The organism is Frankia umida (assembly GCF_023242945.1).
GTDB classification, from domain to species: Bacteria; Actinomycetota; Actinomycetes; order Frankiales; family Frankiaceae; genus Frankia; species Frankia umida.
Window position 1 is genome coordinate 162,756 of sequence record NZ_JALKFT010000011.1, and the last position, 25,816, is coordinate 188,571.

Sequence of the window (25,816 nt, forward strand, 5' to 3'; positions counted from 1 at the left end):
ACCACGGCAGGAGTCAACACCCCGCGGCACCGAAGCCACCATCGCAAAGGACGTGGGCGGGGCAGCCAGGGCGCGTAACTTCACCTTCAGGGACCTGCCTTATGGGAAGCTGGGCGAGACCGACGGGAACGGCAACATCTTTATTCGGCGCGGCCTGACCGGTTGGGTGTTCATGGAAACTCTCCGGCGCGAGACTGTTTATTCGATTCTGACGCCGCCAGCGCCACTGAACAAAATCACTCTGGCCTTGTATGAAAAATCAAGGAGCTACCGGTATGTAGAGGAGGTTGCGGCCGAGGCATACGGAACGGGAAGTCTGTGGCAGGGCCTCAGGTTCCCGATCGCCGGTGGGTATGTGGGGATACCCGGGCTGGCCGCAGAGCTGGCGGGAGTTGGCGCGGCGACCGGCGCCGCCGGATATGGAATTTACGAAGGTGTGCGATGAGGCGACTTGCACGATTTCTTTGCCTGTCGAAGGGAAATATTAGCAAAAATGGTGCCGCGGAGCTTGCGCAGGCCGAGTGCGCCAGGCGCGGCCTCCCCTGGGAAGAGCCCGTCAAGGTGCGTCGCGACTTCGGGGGCTGGGAAGTGTTGTGTGGCGGGGTGTGGGTGGCGATATCATCCATCGTGCAGAAAACCTGGAAGTCGTTCTGAGTCCGGAGGGTCAAGTGGTGGCAGTGATGACGAAGTGAGTAATCTGAATCTTCTCCAGCCTGGCCAATTTACTTGAAAATGTGGTCAAGGCGGACGAGCAAACTCTTCATGATCTGGTTAATGACGTTGAAAGGATTCGCTTCACTCTCCTTCCTGAGGGCCAGCGGCCTGCCGTGTGTGATGTTCTTGTGAAAGCGGAGGTGATTTTTATGCGTTACAGCTAGCTTATGAACAAGATCGAGTATCCTGATGTTCGGTACCCGGCGACCTGAACGTCGGCCAGCTCACCTTTGGTAGCACGCGAGTACTCGCGGTCAAGATGACAGGTGCCCAGGGGTGGCCAATGTGAATCCTCATGTAGATCCCGTGTCGGAGAACCTGGCTGTCCGGTTCGCAGCCCGAGGCGGTAGGATTCCCGAGAACTGGGAGATGCGGTAGTGCACCGCATAGGGCGGCAGAGAAAGGGCTACCGGAACAGGTATCCCTCGGGTTCTCCGATAATTGGCCAGGGTGGAAGCTGAAATGGTGGCACTGATACCGATGGCGGAGCTCCCGGAGGGTTTTTCCTACCCCGAGGATTACTTGCGAGTCATAGAGCTCGGGCTGACTGATCTCGAGCCATGGTGGATCATGGACGGCGCCATTCTCTTCAATATATACCGCGGACTCGCCGAGCGTTATCCCGATGACAGTTTTGTGCCTTTTGCGAAAAGGGAGGACAATGACGATGTTGCCTGCTGGGATCTGGCCGGAAGGAACATTGTCATAGTGCATGACTATGCAAGCCCGGGTCGGCATCGGCGCGGAGAGTTCAAGGACTTCTACGCCTGGTTCAGGCAGGCAGTCGAAGACCTGATCGAGTTCGACGGATAGGGTGAAGAGCGGCCTGCTGGCAGCGGCCGGGTCGGATGCCGCTTCGCGGTGGTGATCGTCGGGTTGGTAGGGACGAACGAGGCGTTCCCACCGGCTACACCGCGAGCATGCCACGAGCCCTGGCGGCGCCTCCCGTCCGGCGCGGGGCTCAGATCGGCCAGGTTGATCGGAGCGATCTGCCCCAGCAGCCCGGGGATCGGCTGGTCGGTGACCGCGCGACCGCAGACAGCCGTCGGAGACCACGGCGATGGTCTGGCGGGCGTGACAGGTGGACCGATCGAGCCAGGCGGTGTGGTGGGCGCCGGGCACCACGTCCCAACAGTCGAGAGCGCCCTCGTCATCAGGCCGTTACCGGCCGGGCGACGGTGAGGTCGAGCCGGGCCTCCGGACGCTCGAACCGGACGACCTCGAGGCCCGCCTCCCGCAGCCGGGTGTGCAGCTCCTCGATCGGCGGCGTCCAACGGGCCAGCTGGTGCCGGTCGGAATCCTGGTAGATCGCCAACATCGCGTGCCGGTCGCGAGCGAGCTGCGACCAGGTCCCGAGGATCAGCAGGCCGTCGTCCGCCAGTAGCGAGCGCATGAGGACGAGCGCGTCCTGCAACGCGTCATCGTGGTCAAGAGCACGGTTCCAGCCGAAGTGGGACAGGGTGCCGAGCATGCAGGTGATGGTGTCGAACGGGCCGGTGTCCGTCGGCACGGTGAGGAAATCCGAGCATTCGACCCTGATCCGGGTCTCCTGTGGGCAGTGTCGGTCCAGGGCGGCCTCGGTGAACCGGACACAGTCGAGATCCTCGTCAATGCCCACGAGCTCGCCGTCGGGGCGCACCGCGTCCCGCATGAGCAGGAGGTAGCGGCCGGTGCAGGTGCCGACATCCAGGTAGCGGCCCACCTCCCCCCAGCGGCCCGCAGCGGTGAGGACGGCGCGCACCCGCGCGGCCTCCGCGGCCTTGAGGCGGGAGTCCACCCGGTCGAGGTCGAACTCGTAGTCCACCAGCCAGTTCGACGTGTAGCTGATGTGGGTGCGCGCCGAGTCGAACGCCCGCTGCATGGCCTCGTGATCGCCAGCGGCTCCGCTACAGGCGGTACCGCACTCCTGGCCCGGGATCTGACATGGGCCTCGAGGTGAGCTGTGCGTGGGTTTGCGGCGGGGGGGGGACGGTGCCGGGTGGCCCACAGGGGGGTCCGGCCGGACCACCAGCGTCATCCGAACCAGCAGCGGTGCGGTTCAGGGTTGGCGTGGTGCGGATGGCGTCGGCTGGCGGTGGTGGCACGATCCCGGTGGGCGGCTGACGGATGGGCTCTGCCCGACAGCGAGCAGCCACAGGCGCGGTACAGCTATGACCCGGCCATCACAGTCCGATCGGCGAGATCAACGCGTCTGGCCGGACGACGCGGCTCGCCGTGGACACGCTCGGCATTCCGTCGTCCGCGCCGCATCGGCCATCGGTATGATCAGCCCGGCGACGCCGCGCACCCGTACGGACGGATCGGGCGAGAGCGCGAGGCAGGGGCGACAGCGGACCGACGTGGCCAGAAGGACGCCTTTGTTGCCAACGAGATGTGCCCGCCGGCTACTTCCGGCCGGCCGCCACCGCGGATGCGGCGGGGCTTTCCAGGCTGGACTTGAGATCCGACAGCTTCAGCGGCCAGCCGTTCGTGACCATGCGCAACACCGCGCTGTCGGGGTCGAAGCCGTCGTGGATGACGGTGAGGCGGACCTGGTCCTCGTGGGGTTCCAGCTCGAAGGCGACCCTGGAGCGTGGTTCCGCCGCGGCGGCGGCGAAGGTCGCGTCGTCCAGGCCAGTGTGCTGCTGCACCTCGGGCGTGAACGTGTGGAAGGTGAAGGCCAGACGCCGGTACGGGTCGTAGTCGAGGACGACCTGCTCCGGGCTTTCGATGCGTAGCCGATCCTCGTCCCAGACATAGGGCGAACCGATCTTCCAGTCGGTCACGAGACCCATGCCGAGATAACGGCGGGCGAAGACGGGATTGGTCAGTGCCTCCCACAGCCGCTCCGGCGTGGTCCTGATGTAAGTCGTGTACACGAACTCGGGACGGGACATCGGTTCCTCCAGAACGCGTCTGAGATCCGCGAGCGCCTCCATGCGCTCGCGGCTGTACCGGTCGATCCACCGTTCCGCGATCCGGTTGATCGGCTCGGCGTTGAGGTAGTGCAGCTTCTGTCGGCCCTGGCGCACGGTCGTGACCAGCTGGGAGTTCTCCAGCACGGCCAGGTGCTTGCTGACGGACTGGCGGGCCATGTCCAGCTGGGCGCACAGCTCGCCGAGGGTCTGCCCGCCGTGGGCGTTCAGGCTGTCCAGGAGAAGGCGGCGGCTGGGATCTGCCAGCGCTCGGAACACGTCATCGAGCGTCGCGTCCAGTGCGCTCACCTCCCGCCCGGATCGGAGCTCCGCTGTCACCCTCATGCAGCCGACTAGCTGCCTGTTAAGATTATGTAGCCCATCGGCTGCATGTCAAGGATGGAAGGGGTGGCCGCTGAGGCCGGTGATGTGGGTGCGCAGTACTTCCAGCCCGGTGGCGGTGCCGTTCTCGATCTGACTGATGCTGGCCTGGGTGAGGCCGAGCTGTCCACGGATCTCGGCCAGCTGCGCGCCACTGACGGAAGCGAGCATCCGCCCCCGCATCTCGGCGCGGCGGGCTGTCCGCGCGGCGCTGTCCCATGCGGGATCGGCCGCGCGGGCGCGGGCTTTGACGTCACGCCAGTTCGACGGTGCGGTCATGACCCCTCCTGCTCCTTCGGGTCTTTCGGATAGTCGCTGATTCTTTCGTCAGCATGCGCTGCTGCACGCTGACCCGGGATCTGGAACGGCATCGAGCGTGATCTTTGGATGGGCCTGGGTGGGTGTCGGGAGGCGGTGCCGGGTGGCCCACAGGGGGCGGTCCGGTCGGACCCGCGGCATACCCTTGCCGATGGACGAGGACGCCGACGAGTCCGGGCGCGCCCCGTGAACACGGGCGGGCACGGGTGCGAGGAGTAGGGACGTCGATGAGGATCGCCGAGGACATCACGCACCTGGTGGGGAACACCCCGCTGGTGCGGCTGCGCCGGGTCACCGAGGGTGCGGGGGCGCAGGTCGTCGCCAAGCTCGAGTCGTTCAACCCCGCGCACAGTGTGAAGGACCGGCTCGGTCTCGCGCTCATCGACGCAGCCGAGGCGGCCGGCGCGATCGGGCCGGGCACCGTCATCGTCGAGCCGACCAGCGGCAACACCGGGATCGCGCTGGCGATGGTGTGCGCGGCCCGCGGTTACCAGTGTGTGCTGACGATGCCGGAGACGATGAGCGTCGAACGCCGGATGCTGCTGCGGGCCTACGGCGCGCAGCTCGTGCTCACCCCCGGCCCGGAGGGAATGGGCGGCGCGATCGCCAAGGCGGAGGAGCTCGCCAGGAGCGACTCCCGCTACTTCATGCCGCAGCAGTTCGAGAACCCGGCGAACGCGGCGATCCACCGGGTGACCACCGCCGAGGAGATCTGGCGCGACACCGATGGGCAGATCGACATCCTCGTCGCCGGCGTCGGCACCGGTGGGACGATCACCGGTGTCGCCGAGGTCATCAAACAGCGCCGGCCGTCCGCGCGGTTCGTCGCCGTGGAGCCGGCCGCGTCCCCGGTGCTCTCCGGTGGTGCGAAGGGGCCGCATCCCATCCAGGGCATCGGCGCCGGCTTCGTCCCCAAGGTCCTCGACACCGCCATCGTGGACGAGATCATCCAGGTCGAGGCCGAGGACGCGATGGTGCTCGCCCGCCGGCTCGCCCGCGAGGAGGGGCTGCTCGTCGGCATCTCCTCGGGTGCCGCGGCGGTGGCGGCGCTGAAGGTCGCGGGCCGGCCGGAGAACGCCGGGAAACTGGTCGTCGTCGTGCTGCCCGACTTCGGGGAGCGGTACCTGTCCACCCCGCTGTTCGCCGGCCTCGAGGACTGATCATGTCCAGGCCCGCTCCGCGCAGGCTCTCCCCACCCCTGCCGACCCGGTCCCGGCCAGCCGGCTCCGGATCCGTGTCCGCATCCGGTGTCGGCTCGGGGTCCGGCTCCGCTTCGGGCGCTGGTGCCGGTGCTCGTCCGGCGGCGGCGACGGACCGAGCGGCCACGTCCGGCTCGACGGGACCCCGCCTGACGGCCGCTCGGCTGGGCGGGCTGGGCCGTGCCGGGCTCGGGCAGCTGCGCCGCGACCTGCGCGCCGCCCGTGACCGTGACCCGGCCGCCCGCTCCAGCCTCGAAGTGGCCCTGTGCTACCCGGGCGTCCACGCGCTGTGGGCCTACCGGGTCAACCACTGGCTGTGGACGCACGGCCTGCCGCTGCCCGCCCGCGTCGGTGCCACCGTCGCCCGGGCGCTCACCGGCGCCGAGATCCACCCGGGCGCCCAGGTCGGCGACGGCGTGTTCATCGACCATGCCACCGGCGTCGTCATCGGCGAGACGGCCGAGGTCGGCAACGATGTGACGATCTACCACGGCGTCACCCTCGGTGGCACCAGCCTCGAGCCCACCAAACGCCATCCGACGATCGGAGACCGGGTCGTCATCGGCGCCGGCGCCAAGGTGCTCGGCCCGTTCACCGTCGGCGCGGACAGCCGCATCGGCGCGAACGCCGTCGTCGTGCGCAAGGTGCCGCCCGGTGCGGTCGTCGTCGGCGTGCCCGGCCAGATCATCACCCGCAGCCGTCCGCAGCCCGCCCACCACGACGACTCCCTGCCCGACCCGCTCGGTCTGAGCCTGCAGTCCCTGCTCACCCGCGTCGACCGGCTCGAGGCGACCGCCGCCCTCCAGGCCGCCACCGCCACCGCCACCACCGCCGGGGCCGACGGCGACGCCAGTTCCGGCGCCACCGGCACAACCGGAAGTGGGGACGGCGGTGCGGCTCGCCCGGCGCGCACGGGTGGGGCTCCCGGCATCGGCCGGGCCGCGGGGGTCGGGGGCTCAGGCGGTCGAGGCCGCTCCGGCTCGGGCGGCAACCCGCCCCGGGTGACGATCCGCCCCCCGAAGGGCGGCGTCTGGCAGGGTGAGGACTTCGCGATCTGACGGCGGTGGCGGGCTGACGGCTCAGGTGAGGTGATGCAGCTCGTGCAGGAACAGACCCGGTAGCAGGTCCGCGTTGGAGACACTCTCCGCCACGGTGAAAGCGACGCTCACCTGCTCGTCCAGTCCGCCAAGGACGACGCTCAGCGGCCCCTGGCCGCGCAGCGGGAAATGGGCCAGCCCGGTGATCCGTCGCCCGCAGACGGCGAGCGGGCCGGACATACCACGCGGATTGCTGACCGAGATCGGGTATTTCGCCTTTTTCGGATCGCCGAGACGCGTGGAGGTCGTCGCGATCTGGCGGACCAGCGACGCCGGCAGTCGGGCGACGACGGTCCGCTCGAGCAGCGCCGGCTCGGTGTCCCTGAGTACGCGGGTGTGGTTCGAGACATGCTGCAGGCGCAGGTGACGATCCGGTTCACCGACGGGCAGCGGCACCCAGACGACTGACGAGTAGTTGCTCAGGGTCCGCGCCTGGTCGGGCGGCCGGACGCTGAGCGGCATCGCGGTGTGCAGGAGTGGATGGGCGGCGAGATCCCAGTCCCGCGGTGCCCAGGCGCGGACGGCGCCGGCGAGTGCGGTGAGAAAGATGTCGTTGATGGTCACGCCGTGGCGCCGGCCTGCCCGACGCAGGGTCGTCAGGGTGGTCCCGGCCAGATGATGCCGGTTCGGCCCCGTGGGGCGACCGCCCCAGATCGTCAGGTCGTTGCGCCCCAGCGGGTTGTGCCGGGCCCGGTTGGCCTCGGCGAGCAGATCACGCGGTCGCACCTGCGGACGGGCCCGTAGCCGGCCGATCGACACCGGTTCCGAATCCTCGCCGAACAGCATCCACAGTGCACTGTGCATGGCCGCACCGTCCTGCTGGATGTGGCTGCAACGGTAATGGATCATAAAACCGTCGGCGTTCCCACCGCCCCGGCGAACGAGGAAGACCCTCCACGGTGGTCGGCTCAGATCAAGACGGGTGGAGGCCGCGATCTCGTCAATCACCTGTGGCCCGGATCTCCGCGGGTCCGACCCGGTCGGCTCAGGCCAGACCGCGGCGTGGTAGTCGATGTCTGCGTCGTTCATCGGAATTGTTGACCACACCGGTTCCCCGCGCCGGTTCGTCGCGAGCCGCTCCCGCAGCGCCGGCTGGCGGGCCATCTGCCCGGCCACGTGGGCCCGCCATTCCTGGTCGCTCGGTGGGCGTCCGTCGACGAACAGCAGGGTCCCCTTGTCCAGGGCGACGCTCGGCGCGCCCTGTTGAAACCCGAGAAAAGCCTGGTCGTACGGGGAAAGACGCCGGGATTCAGGCTCCTCGTGGCTGGTTGGGGAATTCCGTTTCATGGTCTTGATGGACATGTGCGCTCCTCGGCGGGAGATGACCTTCCAGCGGTACGAGACGCTAGCTTTGTGCTCGTGACCCATGCCTTGGATGCAACACGTTCGACATAGCCCGACCGGGCCATTAGCGCTCACGTTCGGCGGTGTCCGGTCCGACCGTATTCAGTCGGAAATATCGTCGTTCCGGGGTGGTCGAAATCAATGACCGGTCTTCTTCGTTGATCGCTGTACGCAGACCCGGCCTGGCCCGGTCCGGCAGCGCGCCCCGGGTGCCCCGGGGCTCAGTGACGGTGATCGGTGGTGGCGGCGAGCAGGGTGCGTACGAGGGCGGTCGGGAGACCGATGACGGTGTCGAGGTCGCCCTCGACACCGATGACGAACGCGGCGGCGCCGCCCTGGATGGTGTAGGCGCCGGCGGCGTCCATCGGCTCGCCGGTGGCGATGTAGGCGGTGAGTTCGGCGTCGCTGACGTCACGCATGGTGACCATGGTGGTGGCGACCCCGGCGTGGGACGTGTCGGTCGCCGGGTCCAGGACGAAGACGGCGGTGACCACGCGGTGGGTACGTCCGCGTAGGTCACGCAGCATGGCTAGGGCGTGGTCGGGGGACTCGGGCTTGCCGAGGACGCGGCCGTCCAGGTCGATGACGGTGTCGCTGCCGAGGATGATCCGGTCGGGGCGTAGCGCGGCGACGGCGCGGGCCTTGCGTTCGGCCAGTTCGGCGGTGAGACCGGGCGCGTCGGTGGCGACGGTGGACGACTCGTCCACGCCACTGACGACCACCTCGAAGGGCACGCCGAGCCGGGCCAGAAGCTCCCGGCGCCGCGGTGACGCGGAGGCGAGCACGAGCCGTGCGTCGGCGGTCATGCCACCGGAGGCTATCCCGATCGGGCCATTGTGCGGGGCCGTTCGTCGGGTCGGCCGCGGGGCCGATGGTCGGGGTGGTAACGGGGCGGTCGTCGCGGTGCGGGTGGGCCGGCAGGCCCTCGACGAGCTGCGAACTCCCCTCTCCACCCGCGGGGGAAGGCGTGCGGGAGAGCCGGGAGAACGCCAGGCGCGGGCTTTGGCCGCCAGGCCGGTGCCGCCGGGCGCGCGTCGATCGTGAATGTCGACGATGAGGCCGCGCGACCTGCGTGAATGACGCCGGGGAACGTATCTGTGCCAGGAAAACAGGCGGGTGCCGGTTAAGTATCTCTCACCGGCCCGGGAGTCTGGATTCGGCCATCGCCGTACTTACACTGGCGGCACCAGGGCACCATCCCACCCACCCGGCGAATCCACATCATCACCAGGAGGGTGACAATGGCTATTCCACCGCGTCAGGCGATTCGGGTCGGCGCCTATCTGGCGAAGCAGAAGATCCTGCGCCGCGAGAAGTTCCCGATCACGCTCGAACTGGAACCGCTGTTCGCCTGCAACCTGTCCTGTGAGGGCTGCGGGAAGATCCAGCACCCGGCGGACGTGCTCAAGCAGCGCATGCCGGTCGAACAGGCGCTGGCCGCGGCCGACGAGTGCGGAGCGCCCGTGGTGTGCCTCGCCGGCGGCGAACCGCTCATGCACCCGCAGGTCGAGCAGATCGTCGAGGGCCTGGTCAAGCGCAAGAAGTTCGTCTACCTGTGCACGAACGCGCTGCTGCTGCCGCGTAAGATCGACAAGCTGACGCCGTCACCGTACCTGTCGCTGGCGGTGCACATCGACGGGCTCGAGGACCGCCACGACGAGATCGTCGCCCGCAAGGGCGTGTTCGCCCAGGTCATCGACAACATCAAGGATGCCCAGCGGCGCGGTTTCCGGGTCACCACGAACTCGACGTTCTTCAACACCGACTCCCCGCAGAACGTCATCGAGGTGCTCGACTTCCTCAACAACGAGATCAACGTCGACGGGATGATGCTCTCCCCGGCCTACGCCTACGAGAAGGCGCCGGACCAGGACAACTTCCTCGGTGTCGAGGAGACGAAGGAGCTTTTCCGGAAGGCCTTCGCGGAAGGTCGCCGCAAGAAGTGGCGCCTCAACCACTCGCCGCTCTACCTCGACTTCCTCGAGGGCAAGGTGGATTTCGGGTGCACCGCGTGGGGAATCCCGTCCTACTCGCTGTACGGCTGGCAGCGGCCCTGTTACCTGATGAGCGACGGGTACGCGAAGACGTACAGGGAACTCGTCGAGACCACCGACTGGGACCGGTACGGCCGCGGCAAGGACCCGCGGTGCGCCAACTGCATGGCCCACTGCGGGCATGAGCCGACGGCCCTGGCCGCCACCCTCGGTTCGCTGCGCGAGACGATCCGCGCCGCGATCCCCGCGTAGACCCGCACGGTCAGGGTGTGATCCGTGGTCGCTGGGCGCGGTGTGGAGCCGGGCTGAGCGACCACGGAAGGATCATCGGGGATCCACGCCAGGTGAGCTAGAGCCCGCGGGGGCGGGCGGGTTCACGGGTGATGGTGGCCAGGGTGTGCGGGCGGTCGGACGGTCCTGCCGTCGACACCCGGTACAGCGTCGACACCCGGTCACGGTGGATCGCCTCAGCCGTGGCCGTCACCGGCTGCGACGCCTGCGCGGGTCGCAGGTGCGTGATCCGGATGCCGGTGGTGCGTTCGGGGCCGTCCGGGCCGGCGAGAGCGTCGGTCACCAGGTCGGACAGGCACAGCAGCACACCACCGTGCACCGTCCGGGCAGGGGTGCCGAACACCGAATGTCCGGGCAGGATGAGCCGGCCAAGCTCGCCGTGTCGGGTCGGCCCCGCCGCGGCGAGTCCCAGGGCCTCCAACAGGCTCCCGTGCGGGGCCGACCTCCTCTCACCGTGCGTGCCGGTCCCGGTGTTGGTGGCGCTGCCGGTTCCGGTGCTGGTTACGGTTCCGGCGGCGGTGGTGGCGGTGCTGGGGGTGGGGGTGTCGCCGGGCGTCCGGTAGGCCCAGCGGAAACGTCCGGTGGCGAGGGCGGCGAGTCGTCCGGCGCTGTCGCGGACCTCGCAGACCGCCACCGCGCCCCGTTCGTCCCGGCCGCGCAGGCGGGCGTCGGCCACCAGGTGCGGGCCTGACCAGGGCGGTCGGGTGACGATCTCCAGCGACAGTTCGGTCAGCACCGCCCGCGCGCTCGGCACGCCGTACGCGCCCGCGGCCTGCGGCGCGCCCGGTACCTCCGGCGGGGACGCCAGCTGGACGAGCCTGCCCAGCGCATCGTCGACGAGCACGCCGAGCGCACCCGCCGTCGGCTCGCCACCCGGGCCGACCAGCCACGGCCCGAGCTGCGCGACCAGCCGCACCCCGAGCGCGCTGGGGGAACGCGGCCGGGGATCCACCCGGAACCGGCTGCGCGCGTCCTCCCCGCGTCCGTCCTGCCCACGTCCGTCCCCCCACCACGATGGCACCGCCAGCGGCGGTGTTCTCGGTGCGGGCGTGGTGCGAGCGGCCGGGGTGGTGCGCGCGGCCGGGGTGGTGCGGGTCGCCGAGGATCTGCTCATGCTGCGGCTCGCGTCATCGCCATCCTGCCTGCCCGGTAGGCCGTGCGGCCTGACCGACTCGTCCGTTGTCCTACGGATCGGTACGTCCGGGGTGGCGGCGCATCCTCGGGGGTCCGGCATGCGGCGGTACCCGAACGGCGGGGGTGACCGGGGATAGGGTGAATATCCGGAGGCACCTCCAGATTCGTTCGGGCAGTTTCACTCCGGGAGGACAGGCATGGACATCGGCCTGCACATCGCCGACTTCACCTGGTCCGGCGGGCCGTCGACGCTCGCGAAGGACCTCACCCGGGTGGCGACCGCCGCCGAGGATGCCGGCTTCACCAAACTGAGCGTGATGGACCACGTCTGGCAGATCACCGGAGTCGGTCCGCCCGAGAACGACATGCTCGAGGCCTACACCACGCTCGGTTACCTCGCTGCCCGCACGTCCCGCATCGAGCTGCTCGCCTGGGTGACCGCCGTCGTCTACCGCGAGCCGGGACTGCTCGCCAAAATGGTCACCACGCTCGACGTCCTGTCCGAGGGACGGGCCTACCTCGGCATCGGCGCGGCCTGGTTCGAGCAGGAGGCCCGCGGTCTCGGCCTGGACTTCCCGCCCACCGCCGAACGCTTCGAACGCCTCGAGGAGGCCCTCGAGATCTGCCTGCAGACCTGGAGCGACTCGGACGCCCCGTACCAGGGCAGGCACTACCAGCTCGAGCGCACCCTCGGGGTCCCGCGCCCGCTGCGCCGCCCGCACCCGCCGATCCTCATCGGCGGCGGTGGCGAACGCAGGACCCTGCGTCTGGTCGCCCGTTACGCCCAGGCCTGCAACCTCTTCGGCGGCCCTGACGTCGCCCACAAGCTCGACGTCCTGCGCGCGCACTGCGCGGACGTCGGCCGCGACTACGCCGAGATCGAGAAGACCGTCATGATGCCGCTGGACCCCGGGCCCGACGGCAGGCACATCGACGACCTCCTCGACCGGCTACGCGCCCTGGCCGCCCTTGGCATCACCCACTGCCACGGCTGGGTCCCGGGTGTCGATGCCATCCGCCCGCTGGACCTGCTCGCCGAACGCCTCATCCCCGTCGCCGCCACCTTCTGATCATCCTCGGGATCACCGGATGACGCCTTCGGGCATCCGGTGATCCGGGCCACCGGGCCGCGGACGTGCGGGCGGGGAAGCGGGTCCGTTCGGGGGAGTGCGCGCCGGTGGGATGAGGGGTAGTGATCAGGGTATGTGGTCGAGCCTGAAACGAGCGGTGTCGGGGCGGGGACGGGCCCGCGCGGCGAACGACGGTGCCAGCGGTGGCGGCGGTGCCAGCGGTGGTGGCAAGGGCGCGGCGGGGGTCGCCGGTGGCACGGGGGCGGTGGGCAGCGAGGCGTGGAATCCGACGGGCTGGTGGTGGTGCATGGATCATGGCCGGCCGGAGAATCCGCCGGACGCGCCGGGGCATCGCCGGCTCGGACCGTACGACAGCGCCGAGCAGGCGACCAACTGGCGTCAGCGCCTGGACAACCGCAACGAGCAGTGGGACGAGGAGGACCGCCAATGGTCCGCCGGCCCCGACCGCTGACGGGCCGGACCGCTGACGGGCCGGATGGCCTGAACGGGTCAGTCGGGGTGGGAGCGTGGGCCGGGGCTCGCGCCGTCCACCTCGGCGGAGCCGGCGAGGCGTAGCTTGCGGGCGGCGCGTTCGTAGAAGGTGGTGTGGCCGAGCCGGACGACCTCGACGGCGCCGGGGCGCGGGTGGACGGTCATGGTGGCACCGGCGGTGAGGTGGCCGACGACGGTGCCGTCCACCTCGACGGCCAGGCGGGCGCTGCCGGACAGGACGTCCAGCGCCAGGCGGTCGTGCACCGACAGGACGATGCCCCGGTTGAACGCCGAGTGCGGTGCGACCGGGGTGACCAGCAGGGCCTCCACCGACGGGCTGACGATCGGGCCGCCGGCGGAGAAGCTGTAGGCGGTGGAACCGGTCGGTGTGGACACCACCACGGCGTCGGCGGCGTAACGGACGAAGGGCCGTCCGTCCACACGCAGTTGGACGGCGGCGCTGCCACCGTAGCCGGGGACGCGCACGACGGCGATGTCGTTGAAGGCGGTCGCGGTCATGGTGGCGATGTGGGCGTCGACGGCGAGGCGCGGCTCGACGGTGTACTCGTGGCGGTCGATCGCGGTGAGCGCGGCGGACAGTTCGGGGACGTCCACTTCGGCGAGGAAACCGAGCCGCCCCAGGTTCACACCGAGGACGGGGGCCCGGCCGGCCTCGGCCAGACGCATGGCGCGCAGCATCGTCCCGTCCCCGCCGAGGCTGACGAGCAGGTCACTGCGCTCGGCGAGCTGCGCCGACTCGACGGCCACCGCCGCACAGCGCAGCCGCTCGATCTCCCCGGCGACCCCGAGGACGGTCACCCCACGCGACGACGCCCAGCTCAGGATCTGCTCGACCGCCAGCGTCGAATCCCGCCGTGGATGCAGCACCACCCCGACCGTGCGCACAACCGTCCCCGTCCCCGCTGCGACTGCCACTGCCCTTCCCACCGGCCACCGGTCGTCCCAGCAGGCTATTCCTGCGCGGCGGACGTGACACCCGGGACCGGGGCCGCGTCGGGATCCCAGGGGCGCGGCTCGGCGGGGACGGCGGGTAGTGGTGTGATCAGGGGCAGGTGGTACCAGCCGAGGTCACGCCAGGCGCCGAGCTTGTGGCCGATCCCGGGATACACGGCGACCGGGGTGAACCCGGCCGCCGTGTGCAGCCCGACGCTTGCCGGATTCGGCAGCGTGATCCCGGCGTAGACGTTCAGATAGCCAAGGGCACGCAGTTCGGCGAACAACCGTGCGTACAACCGCCGCCCGAGCCCCCGCCGGTGAAACGCGGCCGCCAGGTACACCGACGCGTTCACCGACCACCGGTAGGCCGCCCGCTGCCCATGCGGCGCGGCACAGGCGTACCCCGCGATCACCACACCGGCCCGCCCGCCGTCCGGTACGCCGTCCGGTACGCCGTCCGGTGCGCCGTCCGACGGGAGGGTGGGCGTGGCCTCGGCGACGAGCCAGGGCAGGCGGGGGACGGCGGTCATGCGGGCGCGCATGGCCTCGACGGTCGGGATCTCCTCCTCGAACGTCGCCGGGCTGCCGGTCACGAACGGCCCGTACACCGCCTGGATACCCGCGGCGTCCGACAGCCGCGCCGCCCTGATCCTGACCACCGATCCCATGGCCCTCCGTCCTGTCTGATCCGGTGCCGTCACGCGTCACACGTCACGCGTCGTGCGTCCTGCTTCGTGCGGTGCTGTCCGGTGTCGCTTGAATTATCCGACCGGGACGATCGGTGCGGCCGCGAACAGGGTGCTCAGTTCGGTACGCAGGATGTCCAGACCGTCCCGGCTGAGCACCGACTCGGGATGGAACTGCATCCCCACGAACGACGGCCCCCGCAGGGCATGCACCGTCCCGTCACCCCGATCCCGCGCCAGCCGCACGGGCCCGAACCCGCTCCGAAACAGCTCCCCTTCGGACGAACCGCCTTCGGACGGGTCGCCTTCGGACGAGTCGCCCCTGGTGCTGGCCACCGCCGCGAACGTGGAGTAGTAGCCAACGCGGCGCGGGCGGCCGAACAGGTCGATGGTGCGTCCCAGGCCCTGGTGCGGGTCGGGACGTCGACGCAGCGGCAGGCCGAGGACGTCCGCGAGCAGCTGATGGCCGAGGCAGACGCCGAGCAGCGGCCGTCCCAGCGCGAGCCGGTACTCGGCGAGCCGACGCAACGCGACCATCTTCGGATCACCGCCGCGATACGCCAGTGGATCACCCGGCCCCGGCCCGAGAACCAGCAGATCCACCGCGTCCATCTCGGGCATCGCGTCCACCTCGGGCGCCGGGGCGGTGCGGTCGTCCGTCGGCGGCGTCACCTGCGACCAGGGGCGGACGGTGACCCTCAGCCCAAGCGAGCGCAACTGGTGGGCGAGCATCACGGCGAACGCGTCCTCGGCATCGACGACCAACACCGACCGTCCCGCCAACAACGGTTCCGCGGAACCGGTCTGGGACGAGTGTTCCGCGGAACCGGGGTGGGACGGGTGTTCCGCGCAACCGGGTGGGATGGCCTGGGGTGGGAGGGGCCGTCGGGGTGAGCGGTGGAACCAGAAGGTGGCGAGGTCGGTGTTGCGGCTGGCGAGGACGGCGGCGATGACCGGGTCCTCGGTGCGAGGGGTCGGCCGGGTCGGCTGGGTGGGGGCGGGGCGCAGGCCGAAGGCGGCGAGGATGGCGGCGGCCTTGGTGTGGGTTTCGGCGGTTTCGCCCGACGGGGTGGAGTGGCGGACGAGGGTGGCGCCGACGGGGAGGCGGAGCTGGCCGTCGGGGGTGAGCTCGGCGGTGCGGATCAGGATGGGGGCGTCGAGGGTCTGGCGTCCGGTGGTGTCGAAGCCCAGCAGGGCGGCGACGCCACCGTAGTAGCGGCGGCCGCGGCGTTCGTGGCGGGCGAGGACGCGCAGGGCGTTGTGCAGGGGGCTGCCGGTGACGGTCGGGGCGAACATCGTCGCGCGCAGGATGTCGCGGACGTCGGCGTCGCTGTGGCCGGTCAGGAGGTACTCGGTGTGCACGAGCCGGGACATGCGTTTCAGGTGCGGTCCGACGACGCGTGCGCCGTCGTCGGTGAGCGCCGCCATCATCTTCAGTTCCTCGTCCAGGACCATGGACAGCTCGTCGATCTCCTTCGCGTCGTTGAGGAACCGCATCAGCCCCGCACGCGCCGCCCCGGACGGGTCGGACGGGTCGGACAGGTCGAACGAACCAGGCGGGTCGGACGGTAGTCGGTGGGTGCCGCAGATCGGGTTCATGGTCACCTGGCCGTCGACGGCGCTGACGTGGCGTTCCGGTGTCGCGCCGACGAGGGTGCGCCGGCCGGTGTGGATGAGGAACGTCCAGTAGGCACCGGGTTCGGTGTGCAGCAGATGGTGCAGTGCGGCGAGGGCGGCGTGCGGCGGTGGGCCGTCGAGGGTGGCGGTGTACGTCCGGTGCAGGACGAAGTTGGAGCCCTCACCGTGGCCGATCTCGTCCCGCACGACCGCGCGGACCTGCTCGGCGTACTGGTCGTCGTCGAGGTCGAATCCGCCGCCGTGGACCGAGGGCCCATCGGTGGGCAGGACGGCGAGGGCGTCGCCGAGGGGAACGCGCAGGTGCTCGGTGACGCGCAGCGCCTCCAACGGGCTGCCGTCGTCGACGCAGGGCAGACCGACCTCGGTGAGCTGGCGAAACGGCACGATCGCGAGGACACGCGGCCCGGTGCCGCCCGGCGGCAGCGGCAGATCGGCGATGCGCGCGACGGTGATCAGCTCGCCGCGCAGCAGCTCCAGTTCCAGCTCACCACGGTCGGCGTCGGCGCCGGTCCCCGCGCGCCGCAGCAGCGCGAACGGCCCGGGATCCTCACCGGCGGCGCACGCGGCGACCAGCCGGCGCAACACCTCGGCCGGCGGTGGTTCGGTCGACGGCGGCTCGGCCGGCAGCAGTTCGGCCGGCAGCAGTTCGGCCGGCAACATCCTGGCCGGCGGCAGTGCGGGGTGGTGTGGGTTCATCGGTGACGACCTCGTCGAGTGGGACGGGACGCGACGCCGTGGACCGGGGTCGTCCGGTGCCCGTTCGCGAGCTCGTCCCAGGTCGAGAAGAGTGACCCGAGGGAGATGCCCGCCGCAGGAGACAACAGCGACCGCCGGAGGGGCGGCCGCGTGCTCGGATGCGGGCTACGCGCGCGTGGAGACGGCCGCCAGGATGACGGCCCGCCACAGACCTCTGCGCGCGAACATGCTTCTACTCTAAGGGATATGACGACCCCGGACGCCGCCGCCCAGCTCGCATGGCAGCGCGGGTTGCCCCGCAAGCGGATGAACGCGGCGTGTCTGCTGGTCGACGGTCACAGCCGCGTCCTGCTGGTGAAACCGACCTACCGGCCAGGCTGGGACCTGCCCGGCGGAGTCGTCGAGCAGGACGAGTCGCCGTACGCCGCGGCCCGCCGGGAGGTCGGCGAGGAGCTGGCCCTGGACCGTGTCCCCGGCCGACTGCTCGCGGTGGACTGGGTGCCGCCCTCGCCGCTGCGCACCGAGGGCCTCGCCCTGGTCTTCGACGGCGGCCTGCTCACCGACGACGCCGCCGCCCGCATCCGCCTGCCCGCCGACGAACTCGCCGACTGGACCCTCGTCCCCGAGGAGAACCTGTCCGACTTCGCCCAGCCGCATATCGCCCGCCGCCTGCACGCCTGCCTCGCCGCCCTGCGCGCCGGCAGCTCCCTCTTCCTGGCGGACGGCCTCCCACCCGGCTAGTACTGCAACGGCACTTGTGTTGACCGTGATGGATGGATGGATGGATCTGGGCTGTGGTGGTGGAGTCATGGGCAGCTGAGCTGGACGGTTGGTGCGAGCGGATCGGTGGCCGGTTCGGCCGGGCGGAGCCGCGTCGGCAGGTGGCGGAGTATGTGTCGACCAGGTGTGTCGTCAGCTTGCCCGCGAGGCGCGGCCGTTCCCGAGGCTGCGGCTGGCCTCGGCGGCCAGCCTGTTCGACTGCACCTACGATCATTTCGCGCTCGACGGCTACGATCCGCATCCTGCCATCGCCGCGCCGGTGGCAGTGTGATCGGGCTTGTCTTGGCGCAGTCGGTGAACGGCGTCATCGGCCGTGATGGCACGCTGCCCTGGTATCTGCCCGAGGACCTGGAGTGGAGAGCTGGTCGCAATAAAAGCCGAGGTAGCCGACTATGAAGTCGACTTCTGGCCTGCAGGTGTGCCGTTCGAGAGTGTCGGCGAGGTGCGCAACTACTTTCACTGGGAGGATCCGTACTGGGCCTCCCGGGAGAACGTGCGGCGTGTCACAGCTCGGTTCTTCGTGCGTGCGCCGGTCTACTACCTGGTGCACTGGAACGAGGGAACGCTGCCCGCAGACCTGGACGCGCGGGTCGCGGACGGCAGTGTGTGCGCGGCGGACTTTGAGGGTGCGGTGCTGGCCGAGCCAACGAACTACACCTGCCTGTTCTGCGACGCGCAACTGCGGGCCGCGGTCGTCGACGGCGCCAACCCGATCCTTGGCAAAGACCGTGCCGCGCGACTCCGGACTCACACTTTTGTCCGTAAATGTTCGCTCTGCCATCATGGGATCGCGGGGGGTGTCGTGGAGTTCCTGCCGCCGCTCTGACTCCAACCCCCGACTGGAGATCGAAAAGCTCGCCGGCGGTCCTGGCCCAGACGAACGGCTGCGGAAGCGGCTGCGGGCCGCCACCCGCCGCCCCGTCCCTCGCGGGGGGGCATCCTTCCGGCTGACCGCGGCGTGGCCGGGGCCGCGATGGCACCTGCCGGGTAGCCCTGACGCGCGGCAGGCGGTGCGGTGACCGGCGCCCATGGCGAGTGGCTTGACCTGCGCGGATGTGCGTTGCCGCGAGGCGTCCAGGCCAGGGGTGGGGCGCTGTAGGCGGTGGCCCGGTCAGGCGGAATGGCCTGCCCTTTTTGGCTGCTAAGACAGTATTTGCCCAGATGTTCGGGCCAGCGAGTTCGCCATGTGCTGCCGCCGTCGCCGCGTTCCGATCAGGTGGGAGTCTCCGCATGCCCCAGTCGTGCCAGGTCCCGGGCTCCCCTCGAGACGGCGCGGCCACCTCGCGTGCGCGGTGGCGGGCCCGCCTGGCCGGACGGTCGGCGCCAGCCCAGCACGACCTGCTCCTGGCGGCCATCCGCACCGCCATCCACGATGCCACCGCCATGCCCAGCCCTGCCGCCACGCCCAGCCCTGCCGCCATGCCCAGCCCTGCCGCCACGCCCAGCCCTGCCGCCACGCCCAGCTCCGCGGCCGCACCCAGCGCCGCTCCCAACACCGCCGCTGCCGGCTTGGACGCGCAGGCGTCATGGCGGGCGCTGGGGGTGTACCGCGGGATCGCCGAGCGGCTGCGTGCGGTGCTCGGGGAGGAGACCGGGCTCGTCCTGCCGGCGACCATGTTGTTCGATCTGCCCACACCGGACGCCCTCGCCGGCCATCTGCGTCGCACGCTGCTCGGGGAGCCGCGCGACACCGCCACGTCAGCCGGCCCGGGCACCGCGTCCGACCCGGTGGGCAGGCCGGCTGCGGTGGCGGACGATCCGGTGGTGATCGTCGGCATGGGCATCCGGTTGGCGGGGGGCGTCGACTCGCCGCAGGCGCTGTGGGAGCTGGTCGGCGCCGGCCTGGACGCGATCGGTGACCTGCCGGACGACCGGGGCTGGGACCTCGACGCCCTCTACGACCCGAGTCCGAATGCGAGTCGGGCGGGCACCGCCTACACCCGGCGGGGTGGGTTCCTGGCGGGCATCGACCGGTTCGACGCGACCTTCTTCGGCATCGGGCCGCGGGAGGCGGCGGCCATCGACCCGCAGCAGCGGCTCATGCTGGAGACGTCCTGGGAGGCGCTCGAGCACGCCGGGATCGACCCGCGTTCGCTGCGCGGAAGCCGCACGGGGGTGTTCACCGGCACCTCCCTGGCCGACTACGGACCGTCCTGGCATGTGGCGCCGGCCGCCGCCCAGGGACAGCTGCTCACCGGGACCGCACCCGGGGTCATCGCCGGACGGGTCGCCTACACCTTCGGCCTGGAAGGCCCCACCCTGGCCGTGGACACGCAGTGTTCCGCCTCGCTGGTCGCGGTGCATCTGGCCGCCCAGTCACTGCGGGCGGGGGAATGCGAACTGGCGCTGGCCGGCGGGGTCACCGTCATGTCGACGCCCGGCATCCTGGTGGAGTTCAGCCGCAAGCGCGGCCTCGCCCCGGACGGACGGTGCAAGGCCTTCTCCGTCGACGCCGACGGCACCGGCTGGGCGGACGGCGCCGGTGTCCTGGCGCTCGAACGGCTCTCCGTCGCCCGGCGTCACGGCCACCGGGTGCTGGCCGTCATCCGGGGCAGCGCGGTGAACTCCGACGGTGCCAGCAACGGGATGACCGCGCCGAACGGGCTGTCCCAGCAGCGCCTCATCCGCGCGGCGCTCGCCAACGCCGGACTGCGCGCCGCCGACGTCGACGCCGTCGAGGCCCACGGCACCGGTACCGCTCTCGGTGATCCGATCGAGGCGTCCGCGCTGCTGGCCACCTACGGTCAGGACCGCCCGCTCGACCGTCCGCTGCGCCTGGGGTCGCTGAAGTCCAACATCGGCCACAGCCAGGCCGCCGCCGGTGTCTGCGGCACCATCAAGATGGTGCAGGCGCTGCGGCACGAGACCCTCCCGCGGACCCTGCACGTGCGCGCCCCCTCCCCGCACGTCGACTGGTCCGCAGGTGCGGTCGCGCTGCTCACCGACCCGCTGCCCTGGCCGCACCACCCCGGTGGACGCCCCCGCCGCGCCGGTATCTCGGCGTTCGGCATCTCCGGCACCAACGCCCACCTCATCATCGAGGAAGCCCCACCCGAGCCCGAGCCCATCCGCGTCCCCCCGGCTGTTCCCGCGGCCGGCGCGCGGCCGGTGGCGCTGGTGCTGTCCGGACGGACCGACGCGGCGCTGCGCTCGGGCGCCGCGCGCCTCGCCGCGCACCTGCGCACCCATCCACACCTGGATCTGTCGGACGTCGCCCATACCCTCGCCGGACGGCCCCGCTTCGAACACCGAGCCGTCGTGCTCACCGACCTGTCCACCCCGACCTCGGTGCGGACAGCCACCCTCTCACCCGTGCCTGCCGCGGTGTCGGCCGCCGGCCAGGTGTCGGCTGCCAGCCGGGTGGCGGTGGCGCTGGAGGGGCTGGCCGAGGGGCGCGGCGCGCCCGGCGTCGTGCGGGGTACCTGTGCGCCCGGTGCGCGGGGGCGCCTCGCGATGCTGTTCACCGGCCAGGGCAGCCAGCGCCCTGAGCTCGGCCGCGAGCTCTACCAGGCGTTTCCGGTGTTCGCCGCCGCACTGGACGAGATCGCCGCCCGCTTCGACGCCCAGCTGGGACGTCCACTGCTCGACGTGATGTTCGCCCCGGCGGGCACCTACCTGGCCGCCCTGCTGGACCGCACCGAATACACCCAGCCGGCCCTGTTCGCCCATGAGACCGCGCTGTTCCAGCTGGTCACCTCGTGGGGGCCGCGTCCGGCGCTGCTGGCCGGCCACTCCATCGGCGAACTCGTCGCCGCGCACGTCGCCGGCATCTGGACCCTCGACGACGCCGTCCGTCTGGTCGCCGCCCGCGGCCGACTCATGCAGGCCTGCCCGGCCGGCGGCGCGATGATCGCCATCCGCGCGACCGTCGACGAGGTGACCGCCGCACTGGCCGGCACCGGCGGACGGGTCACCCTCGCCGCCGTCAACGGGCCGTCCGCCGTCGTGATCGCCGGCGACACCGACGCCACCGCACACGTCGCCGCCACCTTCACCGCCCGTGGCGTCGCGACGCGCCGGCTCACCACCAGCCACGCCTTCCACTCCCCGCACCTGGACGGCATGCTGGACGACTTCCGCGCCGTCGCCGCCACCCTCACCTACCACGAGCCGATCATCCCGATCGTCTCGACGCTCACCGGCGAACTGTCCCCGCGCTGGATGCTCGAACCCGACTACTGGCCCCGCCAGGCCCGCGGCACGGTGTACTTCGCCGAGGCGCTGCGCCGCCTCGCGGCGGAAGGCGCCGACAGCTTCCTCGAGCTCGGTCCCGACGCCATCCTCACCCCCCTCGTCCCCGCCACCCTCGAAGACGACGACACGGGTGCCGGTGCCGGTGCCGCCGCTGGACGGCGTACGCCGTTGGCGGTCGCGACGGCGCGGGCGCGACGCCCGGAGCCCGAGATGGTGCTCGGCGCGGCCGCGGCTCTGGACACCCACGGCATCGACGTCGACTGGCACGCCGTCCCCGACCGCCCCGGCCACCTCGTCGACCTGCCCACCTACCCCTTCCAACGCCGCCGCCACTGGCTGGACACCCCCGCCACCGTTCCCTTCGAGTCATCCACACCGCCTGGACCATCCACCCCGCCTGGGTCATCCACGCGTCCGTCGTCGACGGGATGGCACTACCGCACCGTCTGGCAGCCACTCGCCGATGCGGACGTCACCGCCGTGCTCACGGCGTTCGCCGGGATCAGCCCGTCCAGCCGGAGCGGCCCGTCCAGTCAGAGCGGCCCGTCCAGTCAGAGCGGCCGGGTCGGCCAGCGCGGTCAGGTCGGTGGCGATGATCCGGGCGGGCGATGGCTGGTGCTCGTCCCACCGCGAGGTGCGGACCGGACGTTGGTCGCCCGGCTCGGCTGGGTCCTCGAGCGTCTCGGCGGCAGCGAGATCATCCAGCTCGAACATGCCGACCGTGCTGAGATCACGGCCCGGCTCGCCGCTGTTCGGGCTGGTCACCCGACGCCGATCGGCGCCGTCCTCTCCCTGCTCGCGCTGGACGACACCCCCCATCCGGACCATCCGGGACTGACCCGCGGCCTCGCCCTGTCCGTCGTCTGCCCGCAGGCACTGGCCGACGCGTCCATCGACGCCCCGCTCTGGATGATCACCACGGGTGCCGTGGCCGCCGACGACGACCACCCCGTGACCCAGCCCGACCAGGCCATGGCCTGGGGCCTCGGCCGCACCCTGGCCCTGGAACGTCCCCACACCTGGGGCGGCCTGATCGACCTGCCTGGTCTGCCTGGTCTGCCTGGTCTGCTCGGCGGGGACGGCGGGGCTGGCGGGCGTGGGATCGATGACCAGTCGCTGCTGTGGCTCGGTGTCGCGCTCACCGTGGGCGATGCGGCTGGCGGCGAGTTCCAGTTCGCCGCGCGGTCGACGGGGCTGCGCGTCCCACGGTTGGTGCGGGTGCCGATGCCGGCGGACGGGCTCGCGGAGTCCGGGTCGGGGTCCGGGTTGGAACCCGCGTTGGAACCCGCGTCGGGGTCCGCGCCGGGGGCGGAGACGGGGCGTGCGGGTGGGCCTGCCGCGAGGTTCGAGCGGGTCGGGCGGCGCGCCGGCTGCGTCCTGATCACCGGCGGGACGGGGGCCGTCGGTGCGCACGTCGCCCGGGCGCTCGCCCGCGGCGGGGTGCGACGGCTGGTGCTGGCGAGTCGGCGGGGGCCGGCGAGTCCGGGTGCGGGGGAGCTGCTCCGCGAGCTTGACGCGCTCGGTGCCCGGGCCAGCGCGCAGGCCTGTGACGTCGGCGACGAGTCGGCGCTGGCGGCTCTGCTGCGCCGGCAGGTGGACGCCGGTGAACCGGTGACCGCGGTCGTGCACGCCGCTGGTGTCGTCGGAGCGTTCCGTCCCCTGCTTGAGCTCACCCTCGGCGAGGTCGCGGAGGTCGTCGCCGGGAAGGTCGCGGGTGCGAGCGCCCTCGTCCGGCTGCTCGCGACACCGGACGGTGACAGCATCGCCGAGATCGCGTTGGTGTCGTCGATCGCGGCGGTGTGGGGCAGCGGCAACCAGGCCGCCTACAGCGCGGCCAACGCCTACCTGGACGCCCTGGCCGGACGCGCCGACACCGGCCGCTGCCGGATCACCGCGCTCGCCTACGGCCCCTGGGACGGCGACGGTCTGGCCGCCACACCCGCCCTACGCGAGTTCCTGACCCGTCGAGGCCTGCGTCCCCTAGACCCTGCCCAGGCCGCAGCCATCCTCGCCGCGTCGCTCGGTGCCGGGTCGCTCGGTGCCGGGTCGCTCGGTGCCGGCTCCCTCGGTGCCGCGTCCCTTGGCGCGGGGCATCCCAGCGATCCGGTCGTCGCCGGGGCACGTACCCGGACCATCGTCGACGTCGACTGGGACCGCTTCCTCCCGTCGATCACCGCGGCCCGCGACAACCGTTTCTTCACCGCGCTGTCGCACCCCGACCCGTCCGCGGCGCCGGGGGCGGGCGGTTCCGCGGAACACCTCGGGATCGCGGCGCGCACCTCGGGCGGTTCCGCGCGGCATCCGGGGGACGGGGTGACCGCGTCGGACGGTTCCGCGGAACACCCGGGGGCCGCGTCGGTCGCGGGGGAGCCGTCCCGGTGGGGGCTGGTCGAGCTGGTGGAGCTGGTGCGCGCGCAGGCGGCGGACGTCCTGGGGCACGAGTCGGCGCAGGAGGTGGAGCTCTCGCGTCGCTTCCTCGAGCTCGGCTTCGACTCGCTGGCCTCGGTGGAGCTGCGACGCAGGCTGGTCGCCGCGACCGGGCTTGGGTTCGGAACCCAGGCCGTGTTCGAACATCCCACCGTCACCGAACTCGCCGCCCATCTCGCCGGCCTTGCCGCCGCCGCCCCGGTCACCGTGCGTCCGGTCACCGTGCGTCCGGTCACCGTGCCTTCGGCCGCCGTGCCTTCGGGGCTCGCTCGTCCGGCGTTGGCCCACCCGGTGGCGGGCGGCGAGGCGGTGGGGGTGCGGGGGGTGTACCGGCAGGCGTGCGCGGAGGGGAAGTTCGCGGCGGGAGTGGGGGTGCTGCGGGCGGCGGCGAAGCTGCGCGCGGTGTGCACGTCCGTGGAGGGGTTCGGAGCGCCGGGACGGCCGGTGCGGCTGGCGTCGGGGCCGGCACCGTTCGCGCTGGTCTGCCTGCCGTCCATGGTGGCGCCGTCCGGGCCGCACACCTTCGCTCGCCTCGCCCTGCACCTGCACGGACGCCGCGACGTCCACGCGCTGGCGCATCCCGGCTTCGGTGACGGTGAACCGCTGCCGGCGACCGCCGACCTCGTCATCGCCCGGCACGTCGACACGATCACGCGGGCGTTCGCGGGGCGTCCGATCGTGCTGGCCGGCTACTCCTCCGGTGGCTGGCTCGCGCACGCGATCGCGTCCGTCCTCCAGGATCGCGGGATGCCCCCGGCGGCCGTCGTGCTGCTCGACACCTGGCTGCCCACCGACCGCATCCCCGAACACGACATCCAGGAGGAGCTGCGCGGCATCGCCGTCAACGAGCAGGCCTACGCGCTGATGACCGAAGCGCAGGTCACCGCGCAGGGCGCCTACCTGGACCTGTTCGAGAACTGGCGGCCCCGCGCCGTCGCCGCACCGGTCATGCTCGTGCGGGCCCGCGTCCGCCCGCGGCGCGGCGGCCATCCCACCACCGTCGCCGAGGACGTCACCGGCATCGGCCAGACCTGGACGTCCGAGTGGACCCTCGAACACGACAGTTTCGACGTGGCCGGCGACCACCAGTCGATGATGCACGAGCATTCCGCCGCCACCGCCCACGACCTGCACCGCTGGCTCAGTGGCGTCGAGGGACGACAGCCAGCGCATGCGACGGGTCCGCCGGCGCCCTGACGGATGCACCCAAACAGCCCTCGGTTTACGGCCTCACAGGGGGAGGGCTGCCTGGCGGTGACGGCGGCGGTGGGGCAGCGGGGTATCGTCACCCATCCCCGTCATGTCCTGGCCGGGGTCAGGTCCTGGCCAAGGTCGGGCCGTGCAGCTGCCGGAGCGTGGGTCGGGCGGCGGGTGCGGGGCTCGCGGCGTCCATGCAGGCTCGCGGCGGAAGGTTCCACCATGGCTTTCGGCGGCCCCCGTTACCTTCTTGGTGGCCCCGCAACGGGGCTCCCGGCCTCCGGACCTGGCATGACTTGAGCCCCTCGTCGGT

The 25,816-nt window shown here is 71.4% G+C and carries 21 protein-coding genes; 12 read left to right on the forward strand and 9 right to left on the reverse strand.

Annotation, left to right across the window (positions count from 1 at the left end):
• Positions 1 to 52 precede the first annotated feature (52 nt).
• Positions 53 to 445: a hypothetical protein gene (locus MXD59_RS13425; RefSeq protein WP_248825059.1), complete on the forward strand. Its 393-nt coding sequence runs from the start codon at positions 53 to 55 to the stop codon at positions 443 to 445.
• A 719-nt stretch (positions 446 to 1,164) separates the two neighbouring features.
• Complete coding sequence (locus MXD59_RS13430) at positions 1,165 to 1,527, forward strand: hypothetical protein (protein WP_248825024.1); 363 nt, start codon at positions 1,165 to 1,167, stop codon at positions 1,525 to 1,527.
• Positions 1,528 to 1,867: 340 nt separating this feature from the next.
• Here the strand turns inward: MXD59_RS13430 and MXD59_RS13435 are convergent, their stop codons facing one another.
• The 3 genes from MXD59_RS13435 to MXD59_RS13445 form a co-directional block, all read right to left on the reverse strand.
• Positions 1,868 to 2,575: a class I SAM-dependent methyltransferase gene (locus MXD59_RS13435; protein WP_248814561.1), complete on the reverse strand. Its 708-nt coding sequence runs from the start codon at positions 2,573 to 2,575 to the stop codon at positions 1,868 to 1,870.
• 523 nt (positions 2,576 to 3,098) lie between these two features.
• A complete protein-coding gene (locus tag MXD59_RS13440) occupies positions 3,099 to 3,917 on the reverse strand; it encodes an ArsR/SmtB family transcription factor (protein ID WP_248814562.1) in 819 nt (272 codons plus the stop codon).
• 84 nt (positions 3,918 to 4,001) lie between these two features.
• Positions 4,002 to 4,268: an XRE family transcriptional regulator gene (locus tag MXD59_RS13445; protein ID WP_248825025.1), complete on the reverse strand. Its 267-nt coding sequence runs from the start codon at positions 4,266 to 4,268 to the stop codon at positions 4,002 to 4,004.
• Positions 4,269 to 4,534: 266 nt separating this feature from the next.
• Between MXD59_RS13445 and cysK the strand changes: the two genes are divergently transcribed.
• Both cysK and cysE read left to right on the forward strand, forming a co-directional pair.
• A complete protein-coding gene (gene cysK / locus MXD59_RS13450; protein WP_248814564.1) occupies positions 4,535 to 5,467 on the forward strand; it encodes a cysteine synthase A in 933 nt (310 codons plus the stop codon).
• A 2-nt stretch (positions 5,468 to 5,469) separates the two neighbouring features.
• Entirely contained in the window at positions 5,470 to 6,564 is a 1,095-nt protein-coding gene (cysE, locus tag MXD59_RS13455; RefSeq protein ID WP_248825027.1) for a serine O-acetyltransferase, read from the forward strand.
• 21 nt (positions 6,565 to 6,585) lie between these two features.
• Here the strand turns inward: cysE and MXD59_RS13460 are convergent, their stop codons facing one another.
• Together MXD59_RS13460 and MXD59_RS13465 are read right to left on the reverse strand one after the other, a co-directional pair.
• Positions 6,586 to 7,905, reverse strand: a complete 1,320-nt coding sequence (locus tag MXD59_RS13460) for a WS/DGAT domain-containing protein (protein WP_248825029.1) — start codon at positions 7,903 to 7,905, stop codon at positions 6,586 to 6,588.
• 263 nt (positions 7,906 to 8,168) lie between these two features.
• A complete protein-coding gene (locus MXD59_RS13465) occupies positions 8,169 to 8,753 on the reverse strand; it encodes a Maf family protein (RefSeq protein WP_248825031.1) in 585 nt (194 codons plus the stop codon).
• 435 nt (positions 8,754 to 9,188) lie between these two features.
• Between MXD59_RS13465 and hpnH the strand changes: the two genes are divergently transcribed.
• On the forward strand, positions 9,189 to 10,193 hold the full coding sequence (gene hpnH, locus MXD59_RS13470) for an adenosyl-hopene transferase HpnH (RefSeq protein WP_248814568.1): 1,005 nt from the start codon (positions 9,189 to 9,191) through the stop codon (positions 10,191 to 10,193).
• A 97-nt stretch (positions 10,194 to 10,290) separates the two neighbouring features.
• On the opposite strand, the gene MXD59_RS13475 is transcribed toward hpnH, so the two are convergent.
• Entirely contained in the window at positions 10,291 to 11,346 is a 1,056-nt protein-coding gene (locus MXD59_RS13475; protein WP_248825033.1) for a PaaI family thioesterase, read from the reverse strand.
• Positions 11,347 to 11,563: 217 nt separating this feature from the next.
• Between MXD59_RS13475 and MXD59_RS13480 the strand changes: the two genes are divergently transcribed.
• Positions 11,564 to 12,436 carry an LLM class F420-dependent oxidoreductase gene (locus MXD59_RS13480; protein ID WP_248825035.1) on the forward strand — a complete coding sequence of 291 codons (873 nt, stop codon included), beginning with the start codon at positions 11,564 to 11,566 and terminating at the stop codon, positions 12,434 to 12,436.
• Positions 12,437 to 12,569: 133 nt separating this feature from the next.
• Complete coding sequence (locus MXD59_RS13485; protein ID WP_248814571.1) at positions 12,570 to 12,908, forward strand: hypothetical protein; 339 nt, start codon at positions 12,570 to 12,572, stop codon at positions 12,906 to 12,908.
• Between the two features lie 38 nt (positions 12,909 to 12,946).
• On the opposite strand, the gene MXD59_RS13490 is transcribed toward MXD59_RS13485, so the two are convergent.
• The 3 genes from MXD59_RS13490 to MXD59_RS13500 all read right to left on the reverse strand — a co-directional run bounded on the left by MXD59_RS13490 (position 12,947) and on the right by MXD59_RS13500 (position 16,905).
• On the reverse strand, positions 12,947 to 13,834 hold the full coding sequence (locus tag MXD59_RS13490; RefSeq protein ID WP_248814572.1) for an NAD(+)/NADH kinase: 888 nt from the start codon (positions 13,832 to 13,834) through the stop codon (positions 12,947 to 12,949).
• Positions 13,835 to 13,899: 65 nt separating this feature from the next.
• Positions 13,900 to 14,553 carry a GNAT family N-acetyltransferase gene (locus MXD59_RS13495; RefSeq protein ID WP_248825038.1) on the reverse strand — a complete coding sequence of 218 codons (654 nt, stop codon included), beginning with the start codon at positions 14,551 to 14,553 and terminating at the stop codon, positions 13,900 to 13,902.
• 93 nt (positions 14,554 to 14,646) lie between these two features.
• Entirely contained in the window at positions 14,647 to 16,905 is a 2,259-nt protein-coding gene (locus MXD59_RS13500; protein ID WP_248825040.1) for an anthranilate synthase family protein, read from the reverse strand.
• 246 nt (positions 16,906 to 17,151) lie between these two features.
• Between MXD59_RS13500 and MXD59_RS13505 the strand changes: the two genes are divergently transcribed.
• The 5 genes from MXD59_RS13505 to MXD59_RS13520 all read left to right on the forward strand — a co-directional run bounded on the left by MXD59_RS13505 (position 17,152) and on the right by MXD59_RS13520 (position 25,503).
• Positions 17,152 to 17,646 (forward strand): NUDIX domain-containing protein, encoded by a 495-nt coding sequence (locus MXD59_RS13505; protein WP_248825041.1) that lies wholly within the window; start codon positions 17,152 to 17,154, stop codon positions 17,644 to 17,646.
• 163 nt (positions 17,647 to 17,809) lie between these two features.
• Positions 17,810 to 17,956, forward strand: a complete 147-nt coding sequence (locus MXD59_RS13510; RefSeq protein WP_248825043.1) for a thymidylate synthase — start codon at positions 17,810 to 17,812, stop codon at positions 17,954 to 17,956.
• On the forward strand, positions 17,953 to 18,081 hold the full coding sequence (locus tag MXD59_RS27330; protein ID WP_372512059.1) for a dihydrofolate reductase: 129 nt from the start codon (positions 17,953 to 17,955) through the stop codon (positions 18,079 to 18,081). The genes MXD59_RS13510 and MXD59_RS27330 overlap by 4 nt, the downstream gene beginning before the upstream one ends.
• A 22-nt stretch (positions 18,082 to 18,103) precedes the next feature.
• The gene (locus MXD59_RS13515; RefSeq protein ID WP_248825045.1) at positions 18,104 to 18,511 is read left to right on the forward strand and encodes a hypothetical protein; all 408 of its coding nucleotides are present in this window, start codon (positions 18,104 to 18,106) and stop codon (positions 18,509 to 18,511) included.
• Between the two features lie 404 nt (positions 18,512 to 18,915).
• Entirely contained in the window at positions 18,916 to 25,503 is a 6,588-nt protein-coding gene (locus MXD59_RS13520; protein ID WP_248825047.1) for a type I polyketide synthase, read from the forward strand.
• Positions 25,504 to 25,816 lie beyond the last annotated feature (313 nt).

Excerpts from the sequence above, each read along its gene's own strand:
- MXD59_RS13480 (WP_248825035.1), top strand. The coding sequence starts at position 11,564 with ATGGACATCGGCCTGCACATCGCCGACTTCACCTGGTCCGGCGGGCCG.
- MXD59_RS13505 (WP_248825041.1), top strand. The coding sequence starts at position 17,152 with ATGACGACCCCGGACGCCGCCGCCCAGCTCGCATGGCAGCGCGGGTTG.
- MXD59_RS13485 (WP_248814571.1), top strand. The coding sequence starts at position 12,570 with ATGTGGTCGAGCCTGAAACGAGCGGTGTCGGGGCGGGGACGGGCCCGC.
- MXD59_RS13435 (WP_248814561.1), bottom strand. The coding sequence starts at position 2,575 with ATGCAGCGGGCGTTCGACTCGGCGCGCACCCACATCAGCTACACGTCG.
- MXD59_RS13495 (WP_248825038.1), bottom strand. The coding sequence starts at position 14,553 with ATGGGATCGGTGGTCAGGATCAGGGCGGCGCGGCTGTCGGACGCCGCG.
- MXD59_RS13500 (WP_248825040.1), bottom strand. The coding sequence starts at position 16,905 with ATGAACCCACACCACCCCGCACTGCCGCCGGCCAGGATGTTGCCGGCC.
- MXD59_RS13520 (WP_248825047.1), top strand. The coding sequence starts at position 18,916 with ATGCCCCAGTCGTGCCAGGTCCCGGGCTCCCCTCGAGACGGCGCGGCC.
- MXD59_RS13445 (WP_248825025.1), bottom strand. The coding sequence starts at position 4,268 with ATGACCGCACCGTCGAACTGGCGTGACGTCAAAGCCCGCGCCCGCGCG.
- MXD59_RS13475 (WP_248825033.1), bottom strand. The coding sequence starts at position 11,346 with ATGAGCAGATCCTCGGCGACCCGCACCACCCCGGCCGCGCGCACCACC.
- cysK (WP_248814564.1), top strand. The coding sequence starts at position 4,535 with ATGAGGATCGCCGAGGACATCACGCACCTGGTGGGGAACACCCCGCTG.
- MXD59_RS13460 (WP_248825029.1), bottom strand. The coding sequence starts at position 7,905 with ATGTCCATCAAGACCATGAAACGGAATTCCCCAACCAGCCACGAGGAG.
- cysE (WP_248825027.1), top strand. The coding sequence starts at position 5,470 with ATGTCCAGGCCCGCTCCGCGCAGGCTCTCCCCACCCCTGCCGACCCGG.
- MXD59_RS13465 (WP_248825031.1), bottom strand. The coding sequence starts at position 8,753 with ATGACCGCCGACGCACGGCTCGTGCTCGCCTCCGCGTCACCGCGGCGC.
- hpnH (WP_248814568.1), top strand. The coding sequence starts at position 9,189 with ATGGCTATTCCACCGCGTCAGGCGATTCGGGTCGGCGCCTATCTGGCG.